Origin of the sequence: Candidatus Avelusimicrobium fimicolum (assembly GCF_021632165.1) — a bacterium.
Lineage (GTDB): Bacteria > Elusimicrobiota > Elusimicrobia > Elusimicrobiales > Elusimicrobiaceae > Avelusimicrobium > Avelusimicrobium fimicola.
The window spans coordinates 26,786-52,352 of sequence record NZ_JAJWTS010000005.1 but is presented as its reverse complement, the minus strand read 5'-3'; the positions used below and the strand labels follow the sequence as shown (position 1 = coordinate 52,352).

The window sequence follows — 25,567 nt, the reverse complement described above, 5'->3', positions numbered from 1 at the left end:
TCACCTGTTTATTTTTTGCCTGAACTTTGTCCGCCCATAAGGGCCGATAAGTCCGGCATTTGCCCGGAACTGGCCGCCTGCATAATAGCCGACATATCCGGCACCCCGGGGGCAGCCGCCGCGCCGGCATCAGCACCTTTATTAGCGGAGCCTCCCCGGCTAGATGAAGCATTGGAATTGGCACTCCCCGCGCGGGAATTATTACCACGATTGCCCGCCTTTTTATCGTTCTTTCCCTCTGCCTGAGGTACGCCCGTTTGCGGGGCGGAAAGTCCAAAACTGTTCATCATTGCCTGCACTTGGCTGACGGCCGTCTGGGCTTGTTGGTCGCTATCCGCTTTTTTTTCGCCCTCTTTGGGGTCGGCCTTCTGATTTTTTCCTGCGTTTTTGTCCGCTTTACCAGCCTTACCGGAAGAAGGAGTTTGTGGAGCCGTATTGCCCGTTGTTGCAGGGGCGGCCTGCCCGGCGGCAGAAGAGTCCGTTTGCGCCGTTGGAGCAGACGGCTGAGTATTAGCGCTTTGCGTGCGTTGGCGGCGGGCACCGTAACTGCTAAACGTGCGCGTAGCAGGAGCCGCAGTTTCTTCCGTCTGTTGGGAACCAAAACTCGCGCGGGAAGTTCCCCCCACCCGGTACATTTGGGCGGAAGCCGTAACGCTCAGCCCCAAAATAAAAAGTAAAAATCCGATTCTCATAAATGCCTCCTTTTTGGCTACTTTTTATAGTATATACTTACCCGGCAAACTGTCAAGAGTGAAAAGAGTTTCTTTTTTTGCTAAACTGTATGAAATGAATTTGCCTATTTACGACGTAATTATTATCGGTGCGGGTGCCAGCGGGCTAATGTGCGCGCGGGAGTGCGCCCGACGCGGGGAAAAAACGCTTTTACTGGAAAAAGATGCTCTTCCGGCCCGCAAAATTCTTGTCAGCGGAAACGGACGCTGTAACCTGACTAATGCCAACGTCTTGCCTGAATATTACCACGCGGACCCGGTGTTAATTACGTCCGCCCTCAAACAATTTTCCTTTCAGCACGCACTTGATTATTTTCACCAGTTGGGCGTACTCACACAAGAGGAAGCCTTGGGGCGCGTATTTCCGCAAACGGGAAAATCAACCGCCGTGGCCGAACCACTTAAACTGGCCGTAAAAGAGGCCGGGGCTGAACTTTTAACCGGGCAAGAGGTGCTGCGTGTAAAGCGCGGCAAAACTTTTTTAATTTCCACCAAACAAGGCCAAAACTTTCAATCTAAAAAATTAGTCTTGGCGTGCGGTTCGTGCGCATACCCGCAAGTAACAGGCACTAATTTAGGCTATGAACTCGCTAAAAAACTGGGGCATACTATTATCCAGCCGCGCCCGGCATTGAGCGCCTTGTGTGTAAAGGAAACAGCCGTCGCCCGCCTGATGGGTATCCGCAGCCAAGTGGAACTTTCGGCCTGGCAGGATAAAAGCCTGTTGGCCCGGGCAGAGGGCGAAATCTTGTTTACGAATTACGGTGTAAACGGCCCGGCGGTGCTAAATATCAGTTCCGCGGTCTCGCGCGCACTCGCGCACGGAAATGTGCCGCTGACGATTAATTTCTTTGCGCAAATAAAGGAACCTAAAAAATTTTTAGAGGAAAGATTGAAACAATTTTCCCACCGAAAACCTAAGGATTTTTTTGCCGGGATTTTACACGAAAGTATTGCTAATTTACTGATTGATTTTATAGGTCTTCGCAAAAATATCCCTATGCAGGAACAAACGCCAAACGGTTTACAACGTATCGGGGAAACCCTTACCGCGTGGCCGCTTACCGCCACCGGTGTACGCCCGTGGACCGAAGCAATGGCGGCAACAGGGGGTGTAAATACGAAAGAAATAAACTATAATACATTTGAGTCCCTCAAATGCCCGGGGCTGTTTATTACGGGAGAATTATTGGATGTGGACGGAAAAAGCGGCGGATTTAATTTACATTTTGCCTGGGCCTCGGGCTATATAGCGGCCAAAAATGTGTCGGAGGAGAAATAATCATATGGTAGATATCGTTAGAAAGACAACCAGTTTAAATGACCCCTTGCACGTCGGTTTTGTGCGCACTTATTATGTAAACGACAAAGAAGTTTATCAGGAAACTTTGGACAAAAACCTGGATATTGAAAAACACTCCGGCACAATGCCCGACGGAATTGTAAAGGAATTTTTTGAAAACGGAAAGGTTTATTTTGAGTGCGAATTTAAAAACGGACTGAGAAACGGCATCTGTAAAATTTATTTTGAAAACGGCAAAGTAAGTATTGAAAAATTTTACAAAGACGGTATGCTTGAAGGCAAAGCCCGTGTTTTCCACCCGACCGGCCGCCTTTATAAAGAACTGTCGTATGTGGACGATATCCAAGACGGCAAAGAAGTAAAATACTACCCCGACGGAAAAGTATTGGAAAGCGCCGAATATAAAAAGGGCTACTTAAACGGCGTGAGCAAGGTTTATACGCCCGACGGAGATTTGCGCTCCGAGTGTACCTATAAAAACGATAAAATCGTAGGTGATAAAATCATTTACCACCCCAACGGTACGATTGCGCTCATCTCCCCCCACAAGGACGGAAAACCCCACGGCGTAACCAAAAAATTTAATGAAACGGGCGCCCTTATTGAAGAGTGGTTCTTTGAGGACGGCGTTTTAACGCTCAAAAAAGCGCACTAAACTCTTTTATCTTCCCCCCGGGAATACTTTCCCGGGGGTTTTTCTTTATAAATTCAAACGCGGCTCGTTTCTTTTTGCTACAATAATAATAGGGAAGGATTTTCCTTCAAAATTACGCTCCTATGAGAGCCCCAAACAAGGATTCTAAATCAAATGATTATATTGTTTTTAAACTGCGGCAGTTCTTCCGTTAAGTACAGTGTGTACGACTGGGACCAGAAGAAAAGCCTTTGCGCCGGCGCGGTAGAACGCATCGGCATTGACGGTTCCTTCATTTCCCAGGACCGCAACGGATACCCCTCCTTTGAATTAAAAAGAAATTGCAAAGACCACAAAGACGCTATCAACCTGGTAATTGAAACCTTAACCGATAAAGAACACGGCGTCATTGAAAACGTCAACGTCATCAGCGCAGTGGGCCACCGTATCGTGCACGGCGGTAAATTTGCCAAATCTGTTATCGTGGACGACAGCGTGGTTGCCGAACTTAAAAACATTTCCGACTTGGCTCCGCTGCATAACCCGGCACATATTATGGGTATTGAAGCGGCCCGCGCCCTTATGCCCAATGTTACGCACGTTTGCGTAATGGATACCGCTTTTCACCAGACGATGCCGGCTTCCTCTTATATGTATGCATTGCCGCGCAAATGGTACACCGATTATCAAATCCGCCGCTACGGTTTCCACGGTTCTTCCGTTTTATATACCTCCCGCCGCGCCGCCGTACTTCTGGGCAAAAATGTGGACGAAGTAAACACCATTGTCTGCCACATTGGCGCCGGGGCAAGCGTAACCGCCGTAAAGAACGGACAATGCTTAGATACCTCTATGGGCTTAACCCCGTTAGAAGGCCTTGTAATGGGCACGCGTTCGGGCGATATGGACCCTTCCATTTGCTTCCATATGATGAAGAAACTCAATATGAGCCCGGACGAAATGTACACCATTTTAAACAAAAAAAGCGGTATGTATGCCCTGACCGGGGACCGCTTTGCCGACCAGCGCGACGTGCGCAAAGGGGCCGCCAACGGCGACGAACTGTGCAAACTGGCCTTGGACGTGGAATCTTACCGCGTGAAAAAGTACATTGGCGCATATATGGCTGCCTTGGGCCGCTTGGACAGCATTGTCTTTACCGCCGGTGTAGGCGAAAGAGCCACCAATATCCGCGAAATGATTTTAAAAGGCCTTGAAAACTTTGGCATTATCCTGGACGAGGAGCGCAACAACGCGGCAGATACAAACAAAGCCGAGTGCCGCATTTCGGCCGATAATTCGCCGGTAAAAATCTTTGTCATCCCGACAGATGAAGAAATCGTCGGCGTACAAGATATTGTCGCCCTCTTGGCCGGAACATACGACGTATATACTAAGTTCCGCTATATCTTCCAGGAGAAAGACTACCGCAACAAACTGCGCGACGCCGCCTTTATAGAAGAGGTCAAAAAACGCCCCTTCCTGTTAAAAGCAGCCGTTAATTTGCCCGAGCAGTTAAAGCAGGAGTTAAATAAGTAGTTTTTATGTGCGCCCGTTTGGTTATTCAAACGGGCGTTTTTTTAAAGAAAAAAATGCTGTAAGATGTAACCCGCCCGGACGAAACAGGTTCGCACCGGGCCCGCAAGTTGCAAGATGAACGAAAAAAATTAATTGGAGCAAACTTATGTTCTTACCCAAAGAAGTAAAGTTTTTTGATTTGTTTGATAAGCAGGGCGAAAATATCGTCCGCGCGGCTGAGTTTTACAAAAAACTCGTGGATAGCGGCAACTTTACCCCCGAAAACATCCGCGAAATGCACGAAATTGAACACTATGGCGATGAACTCACCCACACCACCATTAACACCTTAAACGAAACCTTTATCACTCCGTTTGACCGCGAGGACATTTTGGCCTTGGCCAACCGTTTGGACGATATTGTAGATAGCATTTACCTGCTTGCAAACCGCTTTTGTATGTACAAAATCCAAAAGCCGACCGAATACAGCAAAAAAATGGGCCATACCATCGCCCAAACGGCCAAGGCCTTGCAAAAGGCTCTTGCCTCCCTGCGCAGTAACAAAAATATGAAGGAAACCCTTATCCAATGCGTGGAAATCAACCGTTTGGAAAACGAGGGCGACGTCCTGCGTGATGAGGCCATTACCTATTTGTTTGAAAACGAAAAAGACCCCATTATGATTTTAAAACAAAAGGAACTCTACGAATTAGGCGAAACCGTAACCGACTTTTGCGAATATGCCGCCAATATGGTGGAATCTATTTTGGTAAAAAATAATTAACGGAGCCGGTTATGCTGTGGATATTATTCCTAATTATTTTGGCCTTATTCTTTGATTATTTAAACGGTTTCCACGATGCTGCCAACTCGGTGGCTACCGTGGTGTCCACGCGCGTATTATCGCCCAAGGTGGCGGTAGCGTGGGCCGGCTTTTTTAACTTTGTAGCCTTTTTGGTATTTCACACGGAAGTTGCCAAAACCATTGGTGCGGGTATTGTAGATATTCACTTTGTGGATGCTAACCTGGTCTTTGGCGCACTGATGGGAGCCTGCGGCTGGAATATCCTCACCTGGTGGTGGGGGTTGCCGTCCAGTTCCTCGCACGCATTAATTGGCGGGCTGATTGGAGCAGGTTTTGTAAAAGGAGGGGTAAACGCTTTGGTTGCCGGCGGGATTTTTAAGACGATTTTATTTATCTTTTTATCCCCCCTTCTGGGTTTTTTACTCAGCATTATTATCGGCATATTAGTATTTAATATCTGCCGTCCGTTTAACCCCTACAAGGTGGACCATTTCTTCCGCAAAGGACAACTCTTTTCAGCAGCGGCCTACTCCTTGGGCCACGGCGGAAACGACGCGCAAAAGACTATGGGTATTATCAGTATGCTGCTTTTAGGCGGGCTTGCCGGGCAAGAAGCAGCCCCTATCCGCGATTTTTTGCTCACACACGAAGAAATGCACCAAGTCGCACAAGGCACATTTATTGTGCCGCTTTCAGTGGTACTTTTGTGCCAAGGCTCTATTGCGTTAGGTACGCTTTCCGGCGGATGGAAGATTGTTAAAACAATGGGACAGAAGATTACGCGTTTGCGCCCGGTGGACGGCTTTTGCGCCGAATCCGGCTCGTCTATCTCTCTCTTTGTGGCATCTATGTTGGGTATTCCTGTCAGCACTACGCACACTATTACAGGTGCGATTGTGGGCATCGGCTCCCTGCGCCGCCTGTCGTGCGTGCGCTGGGGTGTAGCCAACCGCATTGTGTGGGCGTGGTTTATCACTATTCCTGCCGCGGCTTTGATTTCTGCCGCTTGTTACCTGCTTAAAACGTGGCTTTTTAAGTAAGTGAATATTTGCAAAGAACCGCCTCGGGTTTCTACATTTCCCGGGGCGTTTTTTTATGGATCCAAATTATTATCATACAACTAGGAAAGTTGGGAAATGGCGGCCCGCAAAATTTTCAACTCCCCCGACGTAAATTTCCCAAAACAATACGCGCTACAAATCCCGTGCCCCTCTACAAATTTGACATTGGTCCAAATTTGATAAAATGAAATAAAGGATTTACTATGCCCCGCAATATTTTAGCACTTGATTTCTACGGTTCCACCGTTACTGCCGCTCTGGCCGCTGTGGACGACGACACCCGCCCCCTGCGCATCCGCCACGTTTTGCGCCGGACTTGTCGCTCGTTTTCCGGTGCGTTCGTGCGTGATATGGCCGGTGCCGAAGAAGGGCTCAACAAAGTATTTGCGGAAATGAACGAATACATAAATGCCGATCCGTCCGTCGTAGTAGGCTTGCGCGGGAATTTCCTTTCCTTTAAAAGTTCCAGCGGATTCAAATCCATTGATACCCGCAACCGCATCATTGGAGACAGAGAAATTGACGAGGCGATCCGCAACTCCGTACCGATTAATTTAAGCGACACCTTAGAGGTAGTGGATATTCTTCCCCAGTCGTATATGATTGACGGGAACACAGGGATTCTAGACCCCAAGGGGATGGCCGGGTTTACCTTGGAAATCGGCACATTTTTATCCTACGCGCTTGTAACGCACTTAAATAATTTAAATAATGTTTTATCCGCCTGCAACTGCCCGGAATATGCACTTTTGCCGTCCTCGGTGGCGTTAGGCGAAACATTGCTAACCGAGGGCGAAAAACGCTCGGGCGCGCTTTTGCTAGACTTAGGGGAGGAGTCCGTTTCCGCCCTGTTATACAACAAAGGGATTTTACTGGACGGCCTGGAACTGCCCTATGGTTTAAACCGCCGCGCCGAAGCGGTGGCGGACCTGTTGCAAAACGATGTGGAAACCGCCCAAGAGGTGCTAAACGGCTACGAACCGGGTGCGGACGAAATTATGGACGAGGTAATAGAGGATGCCGAAAGCAAAATGCTCCAAGGCATTAATAAGGAAATTTTACAGGCGTTCTGCCTGCACTTAAAATACCCCTCCCCCAACTTGATTTTATGCGGAAGCGGAGCGACTAAGCAAATGGTCAAAACCGCCAAAGCCATTTTTAACGCCAAAAAAGCACGCTTGGGAGTGGTGGACCACCTGATAAGCGATTGCCCCGCCGATAACCCTGCTTACACGGGAGCCTTGTCTCTTATCCGGCACACACTAGAACGCGAGCAAAACCAACTGGGCGTAGCGCAGACCAAGGAGTCCGGCCTGTTTACAGGCTTTTTAGACAAATTAGGCCAACTGTTTGAACATTAATTTTCCTGCTGACAGAAAATGCCGCAAGTTTTTCGGCTTGCGGCATTTTTTTGCGTAAAAAAGGGCCGCACCGAAAGAAGTGTAGCCCTTTAAATTATTTTCACACACCCGGATTATGCTTCTTCTTCCTCGGCGCGTTCCGTGCGTTTGCGCAACAGGTGCGACAAGATTTTCTTTCTCAAACGCAAAGATTGGGGTGTAATTTCCACCAATTCATCCGGCGCAATATATTCCACCGCCTGTTCCAAACTCATCACGCGCGGCGGGGTCAGCACATAAGATTCGTCGCTGGCTTTACTGCGCATATTGCTTAGATGTTTTGCTTTACAGGGGTTGACGACTAAGTCATTACTGCGGGCGTTCTGCCCGACAATTTCGCCCGCATACACTTTTACGCCCGGCCCCAAAAACAGTTCGCCGTTGTTTTCCAAAGCGTACAAGGCATAAGGAGTGGTTTCGCCGTCTTCTTTGGCAATCAGCACCCCGTTGCGGCGCAAGTCCGGCAGGTTCACTTTGGGATAGTAGCCTTTAAAACTGTGGTGCATAATACCCGTGCCGCGGGTATTGGTTAAAAGTTCGTTTTTAAAACCGATAAGCGCGCGGGACGGAATCAAATATTCCAGGCGCAAGCGGTCCTCGCCTTCCGCCACCATATTTTCCAGTTTTGCAGCGCGCGTACCCAACGAAGTAAATACCGCGCCTTGATACTCGCTCTTAATGTCCAAAATCAAGTATTCCATCGGCTCTAAAATTTGCCCGTTTTCCTCTTTGTAAATTACTTCCGGGGAGGAAACGGCCAATTCAAAACCTTCGCGGCGCATATTTTCAATTAAAATGGTTAAATGCAATTCTCCGCGGCCATATACTTTAAATTTACCTTCGCCCTCTAATTGTTCCACTTTCAAGCCCACATTGGTTTGGGCTTCTTTTTCCAAACGGTTTTTCAGGTGGCGGCTGGTAACAAATTTACCTTCGCGGCCGGAGAACGGGCTGTCGTTGACCATAAAGTCCATAGACATCGTCGGCGCATCAATGGCCAAGGGCGGAAGCGGCTTTAAGGCATCGGGGCGGCAAATCGTATCGCCCACGTCCACTCCTTCCAACCCGGCGATAGAAACGATATCGCCCGCAGTGGCACTTTCCACTTCGGTTTTTCCTAAACCGACAAAGCGTTCAATTTTGGCAGCCTTAGCATTGGTCGTGGAGCCATCCGGGTGAATCAGGGTAACTTGCTGGCCCTTGGTGATATTGCCCGCCAAAATACGGCCGATACCGACGTGCCCCAAAAAGTTGTTGTAGTCCAACATTGTAACTTGCATTTGCAAGGGTGCGTCGGGCATAGCCTCGGGCGCGGGAACGTGGGCCAAAATCGTATCCAAAATGGGAGCAATATCTTTGCCTTGTTCTTCCATTTTAAGGCTCGCCCAACCGGCGCGGCCGGAGGCATAAATAATCGGGAAATCCAACTGTTCGTCCGTTGCGCCCAGTTCCATAAAAAGGTTAAACACTTCGTCCACTACTTCGCTGGGGCGGACGTGTTCGCGGTCCATTTTATTGATAACTACAATCGGCTTTAAGCCCAAAGCAAGCGCTTTGCGCAGTACAAAGCGGGTCTGCGGCATAGGCCCTTCCACGGCGTCCACCATTAAAATAGCACCGTCCACCATACGCAAAACGCGTTCCACTTCGCTGCCGAAGTCGGCGTGGCCGGGGGTGTCAACAATGTTAATGGTATGGCCTTTGTAACCGATAGAAGTGCACTTGGCCAAAATCGTAATGCCGCGCTCTCTTTCAAGCGGGTTAGAGTCTAAAACAGTATCTTGGGCTTGGTCTTCTTTTACTTTAAATTCTCCGGCAAATTTTAACAGAGAATCCACAATCGTGGTCTTGCCGTGGTCAACGTGGGCGATAATGGCTACGTTGCGTACGTCCTCGCGGGTATTATTCATATATGTTTATACAGTCCTAATATTAAGATATATATATTTTAGTATTTAAGGGGGCTTTTCCACAAGCGGGGAAAAATTTTTTATAATAACCCTATGGAACAATTTTTACAAATGGCCGGAGTTTTAGCCGCCCTCTATATCGCCTATGCGCTCACCCTAAAAAAATGGGACTACGCCAGCGAAGCCAAGCGCACCGAGCGCCGCACCCAATTAAAAGAATTGGGGCTTTCCAACACGTTTTATTTTATCCACGCAGGTACGCTGCTTATTTTAAATGCTGTTAGCGGCGGGCTGTTTGTGCTCTATTGGCTTTTCCGCCAATGGAAAGCCGTTCTGACGGGTTTCCGCCGCCTGTCCGGGCAACCGCTTTCCGGCGGGGCTTTTATGCGGACATTGGGCGGTGCGGTTACATTTTTTGAGTTAAATGCCCTTATCTGCCGGACCTGTGAATATATGCGCAAAAAATCGCCCTTTCCGCCGTGGGTGTGGGGCACGCTGTGGCTGGGAGGCTTAATCGGCACGGTGTTGGTAAAACCGCTCTTTTGGCGGGCTTGCTGTTACGCGCTGTGGGTGGGCGCGCCTGCGGCCCTGCAACACCGTTTAAATGCCTTACCCGAACAAACTTTATCCGCCAAACCAAAACCCGGGGAACTGGCCTTTGCCGTTTTCGGCCTTGTATGCGTACTGGGGCTTGTGGCGGCATTCCGCGTTTTTATCCGCTAAAAACGGAGCGGTTTGCCCCGCTCCGTTTTAAAGTTCCCCTCCTCCAACAAAATTATTTTTTAATATCTTGGCGCACCTCGTTAATAATGCGGTTAGCCTGTGCTTGCCCTCGTTTTAACCCGGCCTCTGCTTTTTGACGCGCTTTCAAACTTTTTTGGGTTTCAGCCAAGGCTATTTCCCGCTTGTTTTTGGACGCCAAGGCTTTACTTTGCTGGACAACTCCGCGCAACTGTTCAGAAGGCATTTCCAGCAAGTCCCGCACCGCCTGAAAGGTTTCCCGCACACCGTACATTTCTTCGGGCGCCTGGGATAATGCTAATTTTAAAGAGTTTTCCGATACCTCTTGCAAACGGTAAAACTCTTTATTAAATTTGACTGATGCCGCCAGCAAAACAGCCATTTTCCGCTCGCGCGGATATTGCTGATAAACAAGCACCGTTGCCCCCACCATACGGGCATCCTCGTCTTGCGCGCCCAACAAAAGGGCCAAACTGATATCTTCTCCCCCCGCCTGATTAACACGCGCGCGAAGCGAATCTAACTGCGCCGGAACTTGCCCGCGCAAGGCCGCAAAAGAGTCATCTTCCGCCAAAGCAAACTCCCAGCCGGACGCAAAAAAGAATACCAACGCCAAGATAAGCACCGTTAACCCGCCATATGCTTTAAAAAGGTTTTTCATAGCATTTTCCCCCTTACTATAAGTATCTGCGGAAAAGGCATTTTTTCAAGGGTTTTTAAGGGTGGCGGGAAAATAGCAACGGCAAACAACAAAGGGGGCCGTGTCTTTTCCGAGTGGCGTAGTCGAGAATCTGTTGTTATAAAAAAGGGAAACAACGGATACTGGACAGAAACCTTCCAGTATGACTTTGTTGGATAACAACAAAGGCTTTTGCTGTTCTTGTCGCCCTTTTGCGTTGCCTTTAAAAGGCGGTTTAAACGGAAAAGTATTTTTACTTGTTTGAGCCAATAGGGCGAGTTGTAAAAATACCCGTTTAAGCCTGACTTTTATAACGCATTGGGCGACGAGTTTTTTGCTTACTTTTTGTCGGCACAAAAAGTAAATAAAGCGGTAGCCTGCAAGGGCAAAGTCGGTACAAAATTGCCCAAAGGTGAAAAATGGTTTATCCTAATAAGTAACGGGGAACAAAGATTTACTCCTTGTTCCCCGTACGCATTTTACAACAACTGAAAAAGCCGTCCTACAAGGGCCGTCCACAACCAACTGAAAATTTTTTAGACGATTGCCTGATTTGTCAAATTCTAAGCAGTTGGGAGGATGTAGTCGGGGCGCGGTGTGGCTGTATGCCACATAAGCCCCGAAAGACGCCAAACTGCAACGAATTTGGCAAATGGTTGGCCCTAATAAGTAACGGGGAACAAAGACTAACTCTTTGTTCCCCGTACGAATTTCGCAACAACTGAAAAAGCCGTTGTTATCTTACTTGGCTTCGGCTACGGCTACGGCTACCGCCACCGTCGCACCCACCATCGGGTTGTTACCCATACCGATAAGGCCCATCATTTCCACGTGAGCCGGCACAGAGGAGGAACCCGCAAACTGCGCATCGCTGTGCATACGGCCCATCGTATCGGTCATACCGTAAGAGGCAGGACCCGCGGCCATATTGTCCGGGTGCAAGGTGCGGCCAGTACCGCCGCCAGAGGCCACGGAGAAATATTTTTTGCCGTTTTCGGTCGCCCATTTCTTATAGGTTCCGGCCACAGGGTGCTGGAAGCGGGTCGGGTTGGTGGAGTTACCGGTAATGGATACGTCCACCCCTTCGTGACGCATAATCGCCACGCCTTCGTTTACGTCGTCAGCGCCATAGCAGCGCACTTTGGCGCGGTCGCCATTAGAGAAGGCTTTTTCGCTTACGATTTTGAGTTCGCCCGTTTTGTAGTTGTATTCGGTTTCCACAGAGGTAAAACCGTTTACGCGGGAAATAATATAAGCAGCGTCTTTACCCAAACCGTTCAAAATAACGCGAAGCGGTGTTTTGCGTACTTTGTTAGCGGTGCGGGCAATACCGATAGCCCCTTCGGCGGCGGCAAAACTTTCGTGGCCGGCCAAGAAGCAGAAGCATTTGGTGTTTTCGCTCAAAAGCATAGCACCCAAGTTACCGTGGCCCAAGCCTACGGCGCGCTGGTCGGCTACGGAGCCGGGAATGCAGAAACTCTGCAAGCCTACGCCGATTTTTTCGGCGGCTTCGGCAGCGGTTTTTACGCCATTCTTCAAAGCGATAGCGGCACCTACGGTGTAGGCCCACACGGCGTTATCAAAAGCGATAGGCTGAATGCCGCGGACGATTTTTTCCACATCCACACCTTTTTTGGTGCAGATTTCCTTGGCTTCTTCCAAGGAGGCAATGCCGTTTTCTTTCAAAACGGAGTTGATTTTATCAATTCTTCTTTCGTATCCTTCAAACGTAATCATATTCATTTTCTCCTGGGCTTACTCTTTGCGGGGGTCAATCTTTTTGACGGCTTCGTCAAAGCGGCCGTACTGGCTGACGTTCTTTTCAAACGCCACTTTCGGTTCTTCACCTTTCTTAATGGCGTCCATCATTTTGCCCAGGTTGACAAATTTATAACCGATAATTTCGTTGTTGGCATCAAGACCGATTTCCAACACATAGCCTTCGGCCATTTCCAGGTAGCGGGGGCCTTTGGCCTGGGTGCCGTACATCGTACCGATTTGGGAACGGTGCCCTTTACCCAAGTCTTCCATACCGGCGCCAATCGGCAGACCGTCGTCGGAGAAGGCACTCTGGGTGCGGCCATAGACAATTTGCAAGAACAGTTCGCGCATAGCGGTATTGATAGCATCGCAAACGAGGTCGGAGTTTAAGGCTTCCAAAATGGTTTTACCGGGCAAGATTTCCGCGGCCATAGCGGCGGAGTGAGTCATACCGGAGCAGCCAATGGTTTCCACCAACGCTTCTTTAATCACGCCGTTTTTGACGTTGAGCGTCAGTTTGCAAGCGCCCTGTTGGGGAGCGCACCAACCAATACCGTGCGTAAGACCGCTGATGTCGGTAATTTGTTTGGCTTTGACCCATTTACCTTCTTCGGGAATCGGGGCCGGTTCGTGCTTAGCGCCTTTGCAAACGCAGCACATATTCTGTACTTCGGGGGTGCATTTTTCGCAACTCATTTAGGTCTCCTGTCTAAAAGTAAATCTTTCTAATATATTTTACCAAAAAACACCGGGCAAAAACACACGGAAAAAGGACTTTTTAAAAATAGGAAAACGGCAGAACCCGTATAAAAATGCTACGGGATAAACAAAGATAGTTATAAAACAAAGCCGTCGCCCTGAATTTGTTTTAGGACCTGCTGATTGGGGAGGTGGTTGTTACTGGCGTTTTTTCACAACAAAACTCCTCCCGGGCACCCACAATGGCAAAATTTTTTGCTCCGCTTCCTGTAAACTTTTGTAAAATAAAAAAATTAACAAATGAAAAATTAAGGAGTGTATGAAATGATAAAATTAAATCTTACTAAACTCCCTTCCTCCACCTTTACTTGCGGGCCGAGCCAGGGACATCCCGTCATCCGCGAAACGCCGATTTATAAAACTTTATTTGAACGCAGCCACCGGGCTAAGGATATTTCCACCGACGGTTTATACAAAGAAGCAGAGCAAAATTTGCGTGAACTTTTTTCTTTGCCGGAAGATTACACCGTTATCTTTTTTTTAGGAGGAGCCTCGGCGGCGATGGATGCCGTCATGTGGAGTTTGGTTAAAAACTCCGTTTCCGGATTAGCCTTTGGAGCATTTTCCAAACTGTGGGGACAAAAAATTTTATCCCGATTGGAACCAAACGTCGTGCGCTCTGTGCGTGAAAGCGCAGACGGCGAATTTTTCCCCAAAGAAAAGCCGGATTATAATGCCAGTTTAGTATTTTTAACGCCGAACGAAACCTCTACGGGCGTACAAATCCCGGATGAATATTTAGAGGAAGCCTGGAAAGCCAAAGGCCCGGATACCTTAATTGCGTGGGACTGCACCTCTTGCGCGGGAGGGCGGCTCTTACCTAAAAACCAATTTGATATTATGGTATTTTCTATGCAAAAATGCTTTGGCGTAGGAGGCGGGTCCAGCGTGATTATTTTAAGCCCGGCGGCGGTAAAACGCGCCGAAGAGGTTAAAAAATACCGCTCTGTGCCCTACGCGCTTGATTTAACAGCAGCCATAGATAAAGCCCAAACAAAATGCCAAACGGTCAATACCCCCTCCACCACCAATATTTGGATGTTCAACGAAGCCTGCAAATGGATGAACGCCAACGGCGGTTTAAAGGCTATGGATGCGTTGTGCCGACGACACGCGCAATTTTTGCTGGACTGGGCAAAAAAGAGCGACTATTTGGCTCCGCTGGTTCAGGACGAAAAATTCCGTTCCTACACCACGCTTACGCTGGAAGTAACCGACCCAAGCATTAAAGACGCCGATATTTCCGCCGCCTTAAAAGCAACAGGCCGCGCCAATTTAGCCGACGGTATCAAAAAATATTCCTCGGTCAAACAAAACTCCCTGCGCATTGCCTGCTTTCCGTTTGTGGATATCCAAGGCACAAGCGAATATCAAAAACTCGCCGAAACGGTGGACGACATTGTCCGCCAATTAAAGGAGCAACCCAAATGAAAATTTTAATCGCTGATAAATTTCCAGCCCACTGGAAAGAGGTCTTAACCAAGCAAGGGCACACCCTGACGGACAACCCGGAACTGGACGAAAACACCTTGCCCGCCGCTATAAAAGACAACGAAATTTTAATTGTACGAAGTACCAAGGTGCCCGCCGCCGTGCTTGATGCCGGGACGGCTTTAAAACTGGTTATCCGTGCCGGAGCAGGCTACGATACCATAGACACCGCACACGCCGCCCAAAAGGGCATAGCAGTTTGCAACTGTCCGGGGACCAACTCCATAGCCGTAGCAGAACTGGCAATGGGGCTTATGCTCTCGCTGGACCGCCGTTTGTTTCACAATACGCGCGACCTGCGCGCCGGAATATGGAACAAGGCCGAATACAGCAAATCTAAGGGGATTTTCGGGCGCACCTTAGGGATTATCGGGCTAGGGCATATCGGACAAGAGGTAGCCAAACGCGCCGCCGCTTTTGGGATGAAAATCACCGCATACGACCCCTTTGCCTCAACAGATATTTTTGAAAAAATGCACATTACCCCGCAAACGGGTATTTACCAATTAGCCGCAGTGTGCGACATCATTACCGTTCACCTGCCGGACACTCCGCAAACACACGGTCTGTTTAACAAAAAGTTTTTTGATGCCATGAAACCCGGTGCTACGTTTATCAATACCGCACGCGGCGGTTTGGTGGTTACAGCAGATTTAGTGGACGCAATAAAAAACAAACAAATCCGCGCCGCCTTGGACGTATATGAACACGAACCCAAAGCCGCCGATAAAACCTTTGATTACGCGCCCTTTGCCAGTGTGGAAAACTTTTACGGCACACACCATATCGGCGCAAGCACCGAACAAGCACAAGATGCCGTGGCTGAACGTGCGGTAGAAATTATCAACGAATACGCTTCCACAGGTAAATTTTTATTTAAGGTGAACTAAATGGCAACCATTAAACCCTTTAAAGGGCTTCGTCCCGCCGCCCACGCGGAAAAAATAGCCTGCCCGCCCTACGATGTGTTAAACTCGGCAGAAGCGCGCGAAATGGCAAAAGGCAATTCTATTTCTTTTTTACATATTGATAAACCTGAAATAGATTTGCCGGAAAACATTGATTTGTATGCCCCCGAAGTGTATCAAAAGGCTAAGGAAAATCTGGATAAATTTATTCACGACCGCATTTTAGTACGCGACCCCAAAGAATATTTTTACCTTTACGCGCAAACAATGGACGGTCGCACCCAATACGGCCTGGTGGCCGCCGCATCGTGCGACGAATACGACAAAGGTATCGTGCGCAAGCACGAACTCACCCGTAAGGACAAAGAGGACGACCGCACACGCCACGTCAACACCTTATCAGCCACCACAGGCCCCGTGTTTTTAACGTACCCGGATAACAAACAAATCAGCGTAAAAATAGCCGAAATCGCCGCAGAATTCCCCGTGTATGAATTTACCACTGACGACCATATTAAACACGCCTTGTGGGTAATTGATAACCCGCAGGATATTGCTTTTCTGACAGACGCATTTAAAGAAATTCCCACGCTCTATATTGCAGACGGACACCACCGCTCCGCCGCCGCAAGCAATGTGGCCCGCCAACATAAGGCACATAATCCCAAACATACGGGCAAGGAAAAATATAACTTTTTTTTAAGTGTAATTTTTCCGGCCAGCCAGTTGTATGTAATGGACTACAACCGCGTGGTGCAAGATTTAAACGGTTTGACGGAAACGGAATTTTTAGCCAAAATCGGAGAAAAATTTACAGTAGAAGAAACCGGGCAGAACCGCCCCACCAAACGCCATACTTTTGGTATGTATTTAGGCGGAAAATGGTACACATTAACTGCCAAAAAAGGCACCTTTAACCCGGATGACCCGGTTGCCGTATTGGACGTAAGTATTTTACAAAATAACCTGTTACGCCCTGTGCTGGACATTGGCGACCCGCGCACAGACAAACGCATTAGTTTTGTAGGCGGTATCCGTGGATTAAAAGCATTGGAAGAACGCGTAAACCAAAACAACGGGAAGGTGGCTTTTTCAATGTTTCCGACCTCTATGAACGAACTGATGAAGGTAGCCGATGCGCACCAAATTATGCCCCCCAAATCTACTTGGTTTGAACCCAAGTTACGCAGCGGCCTGGTAATTTACACCTACGACGATTAAAAAATTCCCCTGGGGCAAGCAACGCTCCGGGGGTTTTACAAAAAGCAACTGAAAACTTATTTTTCGTCGCGCACGATGTAGCCAAATTCTTCCAGGGATTTCGTGTCATTACGCCAGTTGGGCGAAACCACTACATTTAGTTCCAGGCGGTACTTGCGCCCCAAAAATTCTTCAATACGCTTTTGCGCCCGCTTGCGCAGTTCGGCAATGGCACTGCCGCCCTTACCGATTAAAATAGGTTTTTGGCTTTCGCGTTCCACGTGGATATTGGCGCGGATATAATTTTTAGGGCCGAGGTCTTCGGTAAATTTTTCAATCTCTACAAATGTACTATACGGCACTTCCTTTTGGTAAAGTTTAAAAATCTGCTCGCGGATAAATTCAGCCGCGTAAAAGCGTTCCCAACGGTCCGTCCATTGGCCGGGCGGAAAGTAAGCCGGGCTATTGGGCATTGAGGCAATAACAGCCTGCTTTAACCCATCCGTACCCGTGCCGTTGGCGGCAGAAATACGGAAAGTTTTTTCTATCTTTAAATCGGCCTTAATGCGCGTTTCCAACGTGTCCAGTACGGCAACATCTTGCACAAGGTCAATTTTATTAATGGCTAAAAAGACAGGACAAAAAACGGTTTTTAATTTTTCCACCAGCGGCGCGTTTAAAGCATAATCCGCCGTTGCATCCACTAAAAAAATTACTAAATCGGCATCTTCGCGCACGGCACGGTCTATGCAGCCAACCATTGTTTGCTGTAACTTGTATTGCGCCTTTAAAAAACCGGGCGTATCTACAAACACCACTTGGTAGTCGTCCCCGTCCGCAATAGCCAAAATATTTTGGCGCGTGGTTTGGGGTTTGTTGGTAACGGGCGACAAAAGTCCGCCCGCCAGGTTGTTAAGCAAGGTAGATTTGCCCGCGTTAGGCAGGCCGGCTAATACGGCAAAACCGCTTTTAAAGTTTTTTTCGTCCATAAAAGTATTGTACTTATTTTTTTTCTCTTCGCCAACGCTCCGCGCTACTCGGTAATATAACTATCTATAATTTCACCGAAGTAAAACATATGGTAATCGTCCGGCTCTTTGTTATACCACAATTCGGCAAGCGCCTTATTTAAATTCTCCGCCCCCATTAAACGGCCATACATTACCTTGCACTCAAAGTGCATACCGGGCACGTCAAGCACCGGGGTTGCGATTTTTTGCCCTTTTACGGTTTTTAACCCGCACGCGGCCAGTTTATCCATATTGCGCCCGGATTTGGTTCCGCACACAGCCACAGACTGCGGTAAGTTCACATACGGAATCGTAACGGTAAACTCGTGCGATTTTTCAATTTGCTCGTAGGTAAAGCGGTTCTGGCGCACTACCGTGTTAAATACGGGCAGCCGCCACAAGATACCAATCGTTCCCCACCCGATAACCATTGTGTTTATTTTATTGCCGGACTTCGTGGTTAAAAAGGCGGCTTTGGAAAGAATGTCCAAGTTCTTTTGGGCATTAAAATTATATGGCACTCTTTTTATCATATTTCCCCCTTACTTAAAGTATAATGGGCCAAAGCGTCAGGAACAAGGCCTTTATTGGGTTAGAAAACCCGGCCTTTGCAACTCGGCCGGGTTTATAAAAACTACTTATTTGCGCTTTTTGGCCTTGGCTTTAACAGCCTTATGAGCAGGGGCCTTTTTAACGGTTTTTTTCGCCTTGGGTGCGGCTTTTTTAACTGCTTTTTTAACCGTCTTTTTGGCCGGTGTTACACGCGCCGGAAGAGATTTTTTATGTGTCTTGGCAGATTTTTTGGAACCGTGTTTTTTATTTAACTTGGCTTCAAACTCCTTCCACCCTTCCAGCGAAAGAGGCAAAACTTCGTCCATATGTTTTACCGGAATTAAAGTGAGTTCCTTTCGGACCCGTTCCGGAAGTTCGGACACGTCTTTTTCGTTCGTGTGCGGATAAAGAATCGTCTTGACCCCTTCGCGGTAAGCGGCTAAAAACTTTTCTTTAATACCGCCGACAGGAAGCACACGGCCCGTAATAGTTACCTCACCGGTCATTGCCAAATGCTTTTTAACAGGCAAACCCGTCAAAAGGCTGGTTAGGGCGGTCGTAATCACGCTACCCGCAGACGGACCGTCTTTCGGCACGGCTCCTTCGGGGAAGTGGACGTGAAAGTCCGTCTTGTCAAAATCTACATCTTTGCCATAGCCGCGGCTTCTGGCGTACGTCAGCGCGGCACGGACAGACTCCTTCATTACATTACCGAGCATACCCGTCAAAATCAGTTGGCCTTTGCCCGGTATTTTAGTGGCTTCAATAGACAGCGTTTCGCCGCCTACGCTCGTCCACGCAAGCCCCGTAGCAATACCTACGCCGTTTTCCTCGGTAGCAAAGTTGGAATAGCGCGGCACGCCCAAAAACTCGTTCAGGTTTTCTTTGGTAACCACTACTTTTTTAGAGCCATCTACAATTTTTTTGGCGGCCTTGCGGCACAGAGAACCGATTTCGCGGTCCAAATTGCGCACCCCGGCTTCGCGCACATAGTCGCGCATTAAAAGGGCTACGGCTTCGTGCGTTACTTCCAACTGTCCCTCCTTTAACCCGTGCATCTTCATTTGTTTGGGCAAGAGGTATTTATCCACGATATCGTGTTTTTCGTACTCGGTGTAACCGTCAAAATCAATAATTTCCAAGCGGTCGCGCAAGGTAGACGGAATATTAGCCAGCGAGTTAGCCGTGGTAATAAACATTACTTTGGAAACATCAAACGGCACGTCTAAAAAGTGGTCGGTAAACTCTTTGTTTTGTTCCGGGTCCAACAGTTCAAGTAACGCCGCCGCAGGGTCGCCGCGCCAGTCGCTGCCCATTTTATCAATTTCGTCCAGCAGGAATACCGGGTTCATACTCTTGGCCTTGCTGATACCCTGGATAATGCGCCCCGGCATAGAACCGATATACGTTCTGCGGTGGCCGCGGATTTCGCTTTCGTCCCGCACTCCGCCCAAAGACATCCGCACAAATTTGCGGCCGATGGCGCGTGCAATAGATTTAGCCAAAGAGGTTTTCCCCACGCCGGGCGCACCCGCAAAGCAGAGCACCGGCCCGCGCAGAGAATTATTTAATTTACTGACAGCCAAATATTCCAAAATACGTTCTTTGGGTTTTTCCAAACCAAAATGGTCCTCATCCAAAATCTTTTTGGCCTCTTTCAAATCCAGCACATCCTCCGTCGTGTGGTTCCAAGGCATATTGACGAGCCAATCCAAATAGGTGCGCGAAACCGTCGCCTCCGGCGAGAACGGTGCCATTTTGGACAATCGTTCAATTTCTTTTTCAGCCGCTTCTTTGGCCTGCGGCGGCAACCCGTTCTTTTTAATTTTTGCGCGCAAGGCATCCAATTCCTTTTGGAAATCATCTTTTTGGCTGAGTTCCTTTTGAATCGCCTTCATTTGCTCGTTCAAATAATATTCTTTTTGGTTCTTTTCAATTTGAGCGCGGACCTTGGAGTGGATTTTTTCCTCTAAACCCAAAATTTCCACTTCGCTGGTAATTAGTTTTAAGATTTTTTCCAAGCGGTCTTTGATGTGGACCGCTTCCAAAATTTCTTGGCGCTGCTCGGTTTTGACGAGCATATTGGAAGCCACCGTATCGGCCAGTTTAGAAGCATCATTAATTTGGCGCAGGAAGGAAACGCCTTCCACTGCAATCCGGTGTGATACACGGGCATAATGGTCAAACTCGTCCAACACTTTGCGCATTAAGGCCTGCACCACCGGGGAATTATCGTCCTCTTCCTCAATATAATCTACCGTAGCAAACCAAGCCCCGGCAACTTCGTTCATTTCCAACTTGGTTACGCGCGCACGGGCCAAGCCTTGCAGAAAAATCTTCATAGAGCCGTCGGGCATTTTTAAATTTTGCGAAATTTGCGCAATCACGCCGAAATGGTAAATATCGGCCTCTTTCGGGTCCTCAATTTCCGCATTTTTCTGCGATACGGCCAAAATATATTTGCCCGGTTCACCCAAAGCAAGTTCCACCGCCGAAACGGATTTTTCGCGGTCCACCGATAACGGGAGCGACATCCCCGGAAACATCACCACATCGCGTATGGCGACTGCCGGCACTACCGTCGGCAACGAAAGTGTTTGTTTTTTAATTTCTTCTGCCATAATTTTTCCCTCTCTGTAACGGATAAAAGGTTTCCCAAAAGCGTTATATATATAAAACCCCCGCTTTTGGCTCTTATAAATTGTATCAAATTGCCCTAAAATTAGCAACTACGATATTTGGTTGCTAATTTTGATACAGTTGGGACAAACGGTAACAATAAAAGTTACTATAAAAGTCATCCTGAATTGCCGCCCATACCGCTAGGCATCACCCCGTAGTGTTTCTGTACGGGGTCTATTAATAGGCGTCAGGATCTACCGATTGGGGCGTTTATCTTTTGTATTGTAGTTATCGTCATCCTGGAAAGTTGTAGTCCAGGATCTGTCGTTACTCAAAAAGAGGAAAACAACGGATACTGGACAGAGACCTTCCAGTATGACTTTTTAGACAACAACGAACTACCCAAGATGTAGATTCTGAAACAAGTTCAGAATGACCTTCTTATTTTATTAAGACCCTTTTCCGTGTCATTTCCGAGTGCCGTAGTCGGGAATCTGTCGTTATAAAAAAACAAACGACAGCAACAGATCCCCGAACCCTGCGGGCCGACAAACCATCGGGAATGACGGCAAAGGCTTTTGCTGTTCTTGTCGCCCTTTTGCGTTGCCTTTAAAAGGCGCTTTAAACGGAAAAGTATTTTTACTTGTTTGAGCCAATAGGGCGAGTTGTAAAAATACCCGTTTAAGCCTGACTTTTATAACGCATTGGGCGACGAGTTTTTTGCTTACTTTTTGTCGGCACAAAAAGTAAATAAAGCGGTAGCCTGCAAGGGCTCCAAGGGCAAAGTCAGTGCAAAATTGCCCAAAAGTGAAAAATGGTTGGCCCTAATAAGTACCGGGGAACAAAGATTTACTCTTTGTCCCCCGTACGAATTTTGCAACAACTGAAAAAGCCGTTACTTTTTAAGAGGCAAAACTTCGTCAATCAGCCCATACTCCTTGGCCTCTTGCGCCGACATATAATAATTACGTTCACTGTCGCGGCGGATTTTTTCCTTATCCTGCCCGGTGTGTTTAGCCAAAATATCCAAAAGATGCTCTTTATTATCGCGCAATTCCTTAGATTCAATTTCAATATCTGTTACCTGGCCGGAAATGCCACCGCCCCAAATTAAGGGTTGGTGAATCATAATGCGCGCGTGCGGCAAGGCATAGCGCTTTCCCTTGGAGCCCGCAGCCAATAAAACCGCCCCAAAACTCATCGCCTGCCCCATACATATAGTGGTAATTGGGGCCTTGATGAATTGCATCGTATCGTAAATAGCCAAACCCGCCGTTACCATACCGCCGGGGGAATTGATGTAGAGGTTGATTTCCCGGCTGGAATCGTCCGCATCCAAATAAAGCAGTTGGGCGATAATCATATTAGCGCTGGCAGTATCCACTTCGCCTTCGCGCCCGCCGACAAAGATAATGCGGTCTTTGAGCAAGCGGGAAAAAATATCATAACCGACGTTCTTTTCAATAATGGTAGGTATAATCATATTGTATATTGTAGTATATTTCCCGGCAGATGGGCCCAGCATTTTAATAGGCCCTTTGGCCCAGCGAAATAGGTCCTAAATACCCCTAGTTTTTTTGTGGTTTATTTACTATTTTATTAATATAGGAGTAAAATCTAGGAGGAATTATGAAAAAATTGTTCGTTTTACTTACCGCTCTCACGCTATCCACCGCCGCTTTTGCCGCCAACGCATCCAGCAATAGCGCGCTGATTGAAGAATCCGTTTCCGCCGGAGCACAAGCCGTAAGCGAAGGGGAAGTCAGCCAGCAAATGCTAAAAAACACCCAGCAGGCGTTGCAGTTGGGGTTATTAATTTTTGATGCGCACCGTGATTTAAACCAAATGACTGATACGGACAAAGCCATTGAAAAGGCTTTGGAAAAGGATATTCCGGCGGTCTTTAATAAAATCAAAACAACTTCCGATGAAGTAGCCGACGAAGTGGAACCGCTTTTAACTAAATTAAGTTCCTTGTTAATTGCTAACCAACCCGCCTATCCCAAAACGGCAGTAGATGCTGATACGGCCACTTTTATCACGTTCATTACGGCCATTACCTATACGCAAGGCAAGGGCCTCTTAAACGAAACGGCCGCAACTGTACTTAACCAAGAACTGCAAGCCATTATGATGCAAGGCCTTACCCAGGGAGAATAGTTCTTTCTCTTTTAAAAAACCCCGCCCCAAACGGCGGGGTTTTTTATATTGTACAGGACCCAGATAGGTCCTTTTTTTATATATTTATGGGACTAACGGCCTTTTACTCCGCACAGGAAAACAGTTAAACTACAAGTAAGGAAGTAGATTGTCAAATTTCAAAGGCTGTACCAACAACAAAGGAGATTGTATGAAAAGTTTCAAATGGATGTTAGCCGCATTGTTAGCCGTTACCGTCTGTACACCGCTTATGGCGCAAAATCATAAGGATTTAGGTGCTAAAATTCAACGCCAAATCCAACTGCAAAAACAAAAACAGCAAAGTGCTAAATGCTGGCGCTGCGGAGAGAAAATTACGAGCGAAGATCAACGCTGTGCGGCAGATTGTGATGTGCTCTGCGCACCGGAAAATGAGCCACAGACCAAACCGCAAACAAAAGCAGTAACTCCGGCCAAATCTCAAACCAAACAAACCAAATCTTTGGGAAAATGCTGGCGCTGCGGAGAGGAAATCACGAGCGAATCTAAACGCTGCCCGGCAGATTGTGATGTGTATTGTATGCCGGAAAATGAACCGCAAGCCGAAACTCAAACAAAAGCAGTAACTCCGGCCAAATCTCAAACCAAACAAGCAAAATCTTTGGGAAAATGCTGGCGCTGTGGAGAGGAAATCACGAGCGAATATCAACGCTGTGCGGCAGATTGTGATGTGTTCTGCGCCCCGGAAAACGAACCGCAAGCCAAATCCTTGGGAAAATGTTGGCGCTGTGGAGAAGAAATTATGAGTGAATCCCAACGCTGCTCGGCGGACTGCGATGTGTTCTGCGCGCCGGAATCCAACACGCAACAAGCCGCTCCCAAAAAGCAAAAAAAGGCAAAATCTAAAAAAGTAAAAAAAGCCGTAAAACAAGATTATGAAACCTGCCCGAAATGCCACGCCGTGTATGATGACGATTACTATTTCTACGGCATTCACTATTGCGGATTTAACCACTAATTAAATAGCGGGAAACAATTAAAAACCCTCGCCAAAAGCGGGGGTTTTTGCTATGCAGGGCCTAAATAATTCCTAGGTCCTTTTGAAGACAGAATCTAGGACCAAAGGCCCTTTACTAAAAATAATAAAATAGTTACACTAAACATAAGGGAGCATCAAATCAATCTATATGACAAGACGTACCTATTAAGGAGCCAAAATGAAAAATGTCAACTGGATGTTAGCCGCATTATTAGCCGTTACTTTGTGTACGCCGCTTATGGCGCAAAACACTAAGAATTTAGACGCCAAATTACAACGCCAAATTCAAGTGCAACAGAAGAAACACCGTCAAGCCGCAAAATGCCGCTGGTGCGGTACCCAAATCACCGATTTGTCCGGAAGATGCCCGGCAGATCCGGATGTATATTGTATGCCGGAGCCGAACCCCAGCCAAAAAACCTGCTACCGTTGCGGGCAGAACTTCACCAGAGGACAAAAATGCCAGGAAACACAGTATCATCGTTTCTGTGCCGAAAATTATCGCCAGGCAGAAGTGATTAAACGGGAACAGAATTTCATTTCCAAAGAAGACAGAGCCGCCAGAAAAGCAGCCAAACAGGCTAAAAAAGCACAACAAAAACAACAATCCCGCGACGAAAGCAGATATTGCCCCAAATGCGGCGAAGAATACGATATTGATGTGCTTTATCACGGAGTACAGCACAAATGCACGGAGCCTTACAGCGAGCCTGAGGCCGGTGCTTATTGGATTGAATCCCCCGCTTCTGACGCTTGGGATGCGGCGGACGGAGAACCCCATTCTAATTTAGTTAGTGTCAGTTCTTTGCAAGAAGAATCCGCTTCTGGCGAGCCGGAAATGCACTATTTGCAAGAGTTAGACGAGGATATCGCCGTTAAAGCGGAAACCTTATTGCAAAAAGACCGCGACGCTCACAACGGCTATCCGGAACACTCTTTTGAATATTATTACCATCAGGTATATGCCCAATCTAATGCGCAACCCAGCCATACGGAAAAATGCCGCTGGTGCGGTAAGACTATTACCAGTAATTCTTCCAGATGTTCGGCTGACCCGGATGTGTACTGCACCCCGGCCCCCCAAATGGGTAGTGCCGTAGGCGTTCAACCCAACACAGGCAACACGATTTCTACCACCAAAGAAGAAATCTGTTGCCCCAAATGCGGCGAAGAATACGATATTGATGTACGCTACCACGGTGTACAGCACCGTTGCGAGAAAGCCGAAAAACCGGTAAAATATCATCCCGCCGAAAAATAATTTAATTGTTTAGTAATCCCCCCGAGTTGATACTCGGGGGGAT

At 47.7% G+C, this 25,567-nt stretch carries 22 protein-coding genes; 13 read left to right on the top strand and 9 right to left on the bottom strand.

Going from position 1 to position 25,567, the window contains the following annotated elements:
* Positions 1-8 precede the first annotated feature (8 nt).
* Positions 9-692 (bottom strand): hypothetical protein, encoded by a 684-nt coding sequence (locus tag ACQY2K_RS03365; protein ID WP_428040752.1) that lies wholly within the window; start codon positions 690-692, stop codon positions 9-11.
* Positions 693-786: 94 nt separating this feature from the next.
* Between ACQY2K_RS03365 and ACQY2K_RS03360 the strand changes: the two genes are divergently transcribed.
* The 6 genes from ACQY2K_RS03360 to ACQY2K_RS03335 all read left to right on the top strand — a co-directional run bounded on the left by ACQY2K_RS03360 (position 787) and on the right by ACQY2K_RS03335 (position 7,413).
* Positions 787-2,013, top strand: a complete 1,227-nt coding sequence (locus ACQY2K_RS03360) for an NAD(P)/FAD-dependent oxidoreductase (protein ID WP_428040751.1) — start codon at positions 787-789, stop codon at positions 2,011-2,013.
* Positions 2,014-2,017: 4 nt separating this feature from the next.
* Entirely contained in the window at positions 2,018-2,689 is a 672-nt protein-coding gene (locus ACQY2K_RS03355) for a toxin-antitoxin system YwqK family antitoxin (protein ID WP_177746317.1), read from the top strand.
* A gap of 153 nt (positions 2,690-2,842) precedes the next feature.
* Positions 2,843-4,207, top strand: a complete 1,365-nt coding sequence (locus ACQY2K_RS03350) for an acetate/propionate family kinase (RefSeq protein WP_177746315.1) — start codon at positions 2,843-2,845, stop codon at positions 4,205-4,207.
* A gap of 145 nt (positions 4,208-4,352) precedes the next feature.
* The gene (locus tag ACQY2K_RS03345) at positions 4,353-4,970 is read left to right on the top strand and encodes a DUF47 family protein (RefSeq protein ID WP_177746313.1); all 618 of its coding nucleotides are present in this window, start codon (positions 4,353-4,355) and stop codon (positions 4,968-4,970) included.
* 11 nt (positions 4,971-4,981) lie between these two features.
* On the top strand, positions 4,982-6,031 hold the full coding sequence (locus tag ACQY2K_RS03340) for an inorganic phosphate transporter (protein ID WP_177746311.1): 1,050 nt from the start codon (positions 4,982-4,984) through the stop codon (positions 6,029-6,031).
* Positions 6,032-6,255: 224 nt separating this feature from the next.
* Positions 6,256-7,413: a hypothetical protein gene (locus ACQY2K_RS03335; RefSeq protein WP_428040750.1), complete on the top strand. Its 1,158-nt coding sequence runs from the start codon at positions 6,256-6,258 to the stop codon at positions 7,411-7,413.
* Between the two features lie 113 nt (positions 7,414-7,526).
* On the opposite strand, the gene typA is transcribed toward ACQY2K_RS03335, so the two are convergent.
* On the bottom strand, positions 7,527-9,362 hold the full coding sequence (gene typA / locus ACQY2K_RS03330; protein WP_428038063.1) for a translational GTPase TypA: 1,836 nt from the start codon (positions 9,360-9,362) through the stop codon (positions 7,527-7,529).
* Positions 9,363-9,455: 93 nt separating this feature from the next.
* Here typA and ACQY2K_RS03325 point away from each other — a divergent pair, with 93 nt between their 5' ends.
* Positions 9,456-10,085 (top strand): hypothetical protein, encoded by a 630-nt coding sequence (locus ACQY2K_RS03325; protein ID WP_428040749.1) that lies wholly within the window; start codon positions 9,456-9,458, stop codon positions 10,083-10,085.
* 52 nt (positions 10,086-10,137) lie between these two features.
* Here the strand turns inward: ACQY2K_RS03325 and ACQY2K_RS03320 are convergent, their stop codons facing one another.
* The 3 genes from ACQY2K_RS03320 to ACQY2K_RS03310 all read right to left on the bottom strand — a co-directional run bounded on the left by ACQY2K_RS03320 (position 10,138) and on the right by ACQY2K_RS03310 (position 13,239).
* Positions 10,138-10,764 (bottom strand): hypothetical protein, encoded by a 627-nt coding sequence (locus ACQY2K_RS03320; RefSeq protein WP_428040748.1) that lies wholly within the window; start codon positions 10,762-10,764, stop codon positions 10,138-10,140.
* A gap of 759 nt (positions 10,765-11,523) precedes the next feature.
* Positions 11,524-12,519, bottom strand: a complete 996-nt coding sequence (locus ACQY2K_RS03315; RefSeq protein WP_428040747.1) for a GGGtGRT protein — start codon at positions 12,517-12,519, stop codon at positions 11,524-11,526.
* Positions 12,520-12,537: 18 nt separating this feature from the next.
* Complete coding sequence (locus tag ACQY2K_RS03310; RefSeq protein ID WP_177746005.1) at positions 12,538-13,239, bottom strand: hypothetical protein; 702 nt, start codon at positions 13,237-13,239, stop codon at positions 12,538-12,540.
* A gap of 327 nt (positions 13,240-13,566) precedes the next feature.
* On the opposite strand from ACQY2K_RS03310, the gene ACQY2K_RS03305 reads away from it, so the two are divergent.
* The 3 genes from ACQY2K_RS03305 to ACQY2K_RS03295 are packed head-to-tail and all read left to right on the top strand — an operon-like array spanning position 13,567 to position 16,922.
* Positions 13,567-14,733, top strand: a complete 1,167-nt coding sequence (locus ACQY2K_RS03305) for an aminotransferase class V-fold PLP-dependent enzyme (RefSeq protein WP_428040746.1) — start codon at positions 13,567-13,569, stop codon at positions 14,731-14,733.
* Entirely contained in the window at positions 14,730-15,683 is a 954-nt protein-coding gene (locus ACQY2K_RS03300; protein ID WP_428040744.1) for an NAD(P)-dependent oxidoreductase, read from the top strand. The genes ACQY2K_RS03305 and ACQY2K_RS03300 overlap by 4 nt, the downstream gene beginning before the upstream one ends.
* On the top strand, positions 15,684-16,922 hold the full coding sequence (locus tag ACQY2K_RS03295; RefSeq protein ID WP_428040743.1) for a DUF1015 domain-containing protein: 1,239 nt from the start codon (positions 15,684-15,686) through the stop codon (positions 16,920-16,922).
* 56 nt (positions 16,923-16,978) lie between these two features.
* Here the strand turns inward: ACQY2K_RS03295 and era are convergent, their stop codons facing one another.
* The 4 genes from era to ACQY2K_RS03275 form a co-directional block, all read right to left on the bottom strand.
* A complete protein-coding gene (gene era / locus ACQY2K_RS03290) occupies positions 16,979-17,890 on the bottom strand; it encodes a GTPase Era (RefSeq protein WP_428040742.1) in 912 nt (303 codons plus the stop codon).
* A 44-nt stretch (positions 17,891-17,934) separates the two neighbouring features.
* A complete protein-coding gene (locus tag ACQY2K_RS03285) occupies positions 17,935-18,444 on the bottom strand; it encodes a flavin reductase (RefSeq protein ID WP_428040741.1) in 510 nt (169 codons plus the stop codon).
* A 105-nt stretch (positions 18,445-18,549) separates the two neighbouring features.
* Positions 18,550-21,084 (bottom strand): endopeptidase La, encoded by a 2,535-nt coding sequence (gene lon, locus ACQY2K_RS03280; RefSeq protein ID WP_428040740.1) that lies wholly within the window; start codon positions 21,082-21,084, stop codon positions 18,550-18,552.
* 896 nt (positions 21,085-21,980) lie between these two features.
* Positions 21,981-22,568 carry an ATP-dependent Clp protease proteolytic subunit gene (locus ACQY2K_RS03275; protein WP_177746181.1) on the bottom strand — a complete coding sequence of 196 codons (588 nt, stop codon included), beginning with the start codon at positions 22,566-22,568 and terminating at the stop codon, positions 21,981-21,983.
* 146 nt (positions 22,569-22,714) lie between these two features.
* Here ACQY2K_RS03275 and ACQY2K_RS03270 point away from each other — a divergent pair, with 146 nt between their 5' ends.
* The 3 genes from ACQY2K_RS03270 (at position 22,715) to ACQY2K_RS03260 (ending at position 25,524) form a co-directional block, all read left to right on the top strand.
* Entirely contained in the window at positions 22,715-23,245 is a 531-nt protein-coding gene (locus ACQY2K_RS03270) for a hypothetical protein (RefSeq protein ID WP_428040739.1), read from the top strand.
* Positions 23,246-23,435: 190 nt separating this feature from the next.
* Complete coding sequence (locus ACQY2K_RS03265; RefSeq protein ID WP_428040738.1) at positions 23,436-24,242, top strand: hypothetical protein; 807 nt, start codon at positions 23,436-23,438, stop codon at positions 24,240-24,242.
* Positions 24,243-24,441: 199 nt separating this feature from the next.
* Entirely contained in the window at positions 24,442-25,524 is a 1,083-nt protein-coding gene (locus ACQY2K_RS03260) for a hypothetical protein (RefSeq protein ID WP_428040737.1), read from the top strand.
* Positions 25,525-25,567 lie beyond the last annotated feature (43 nt).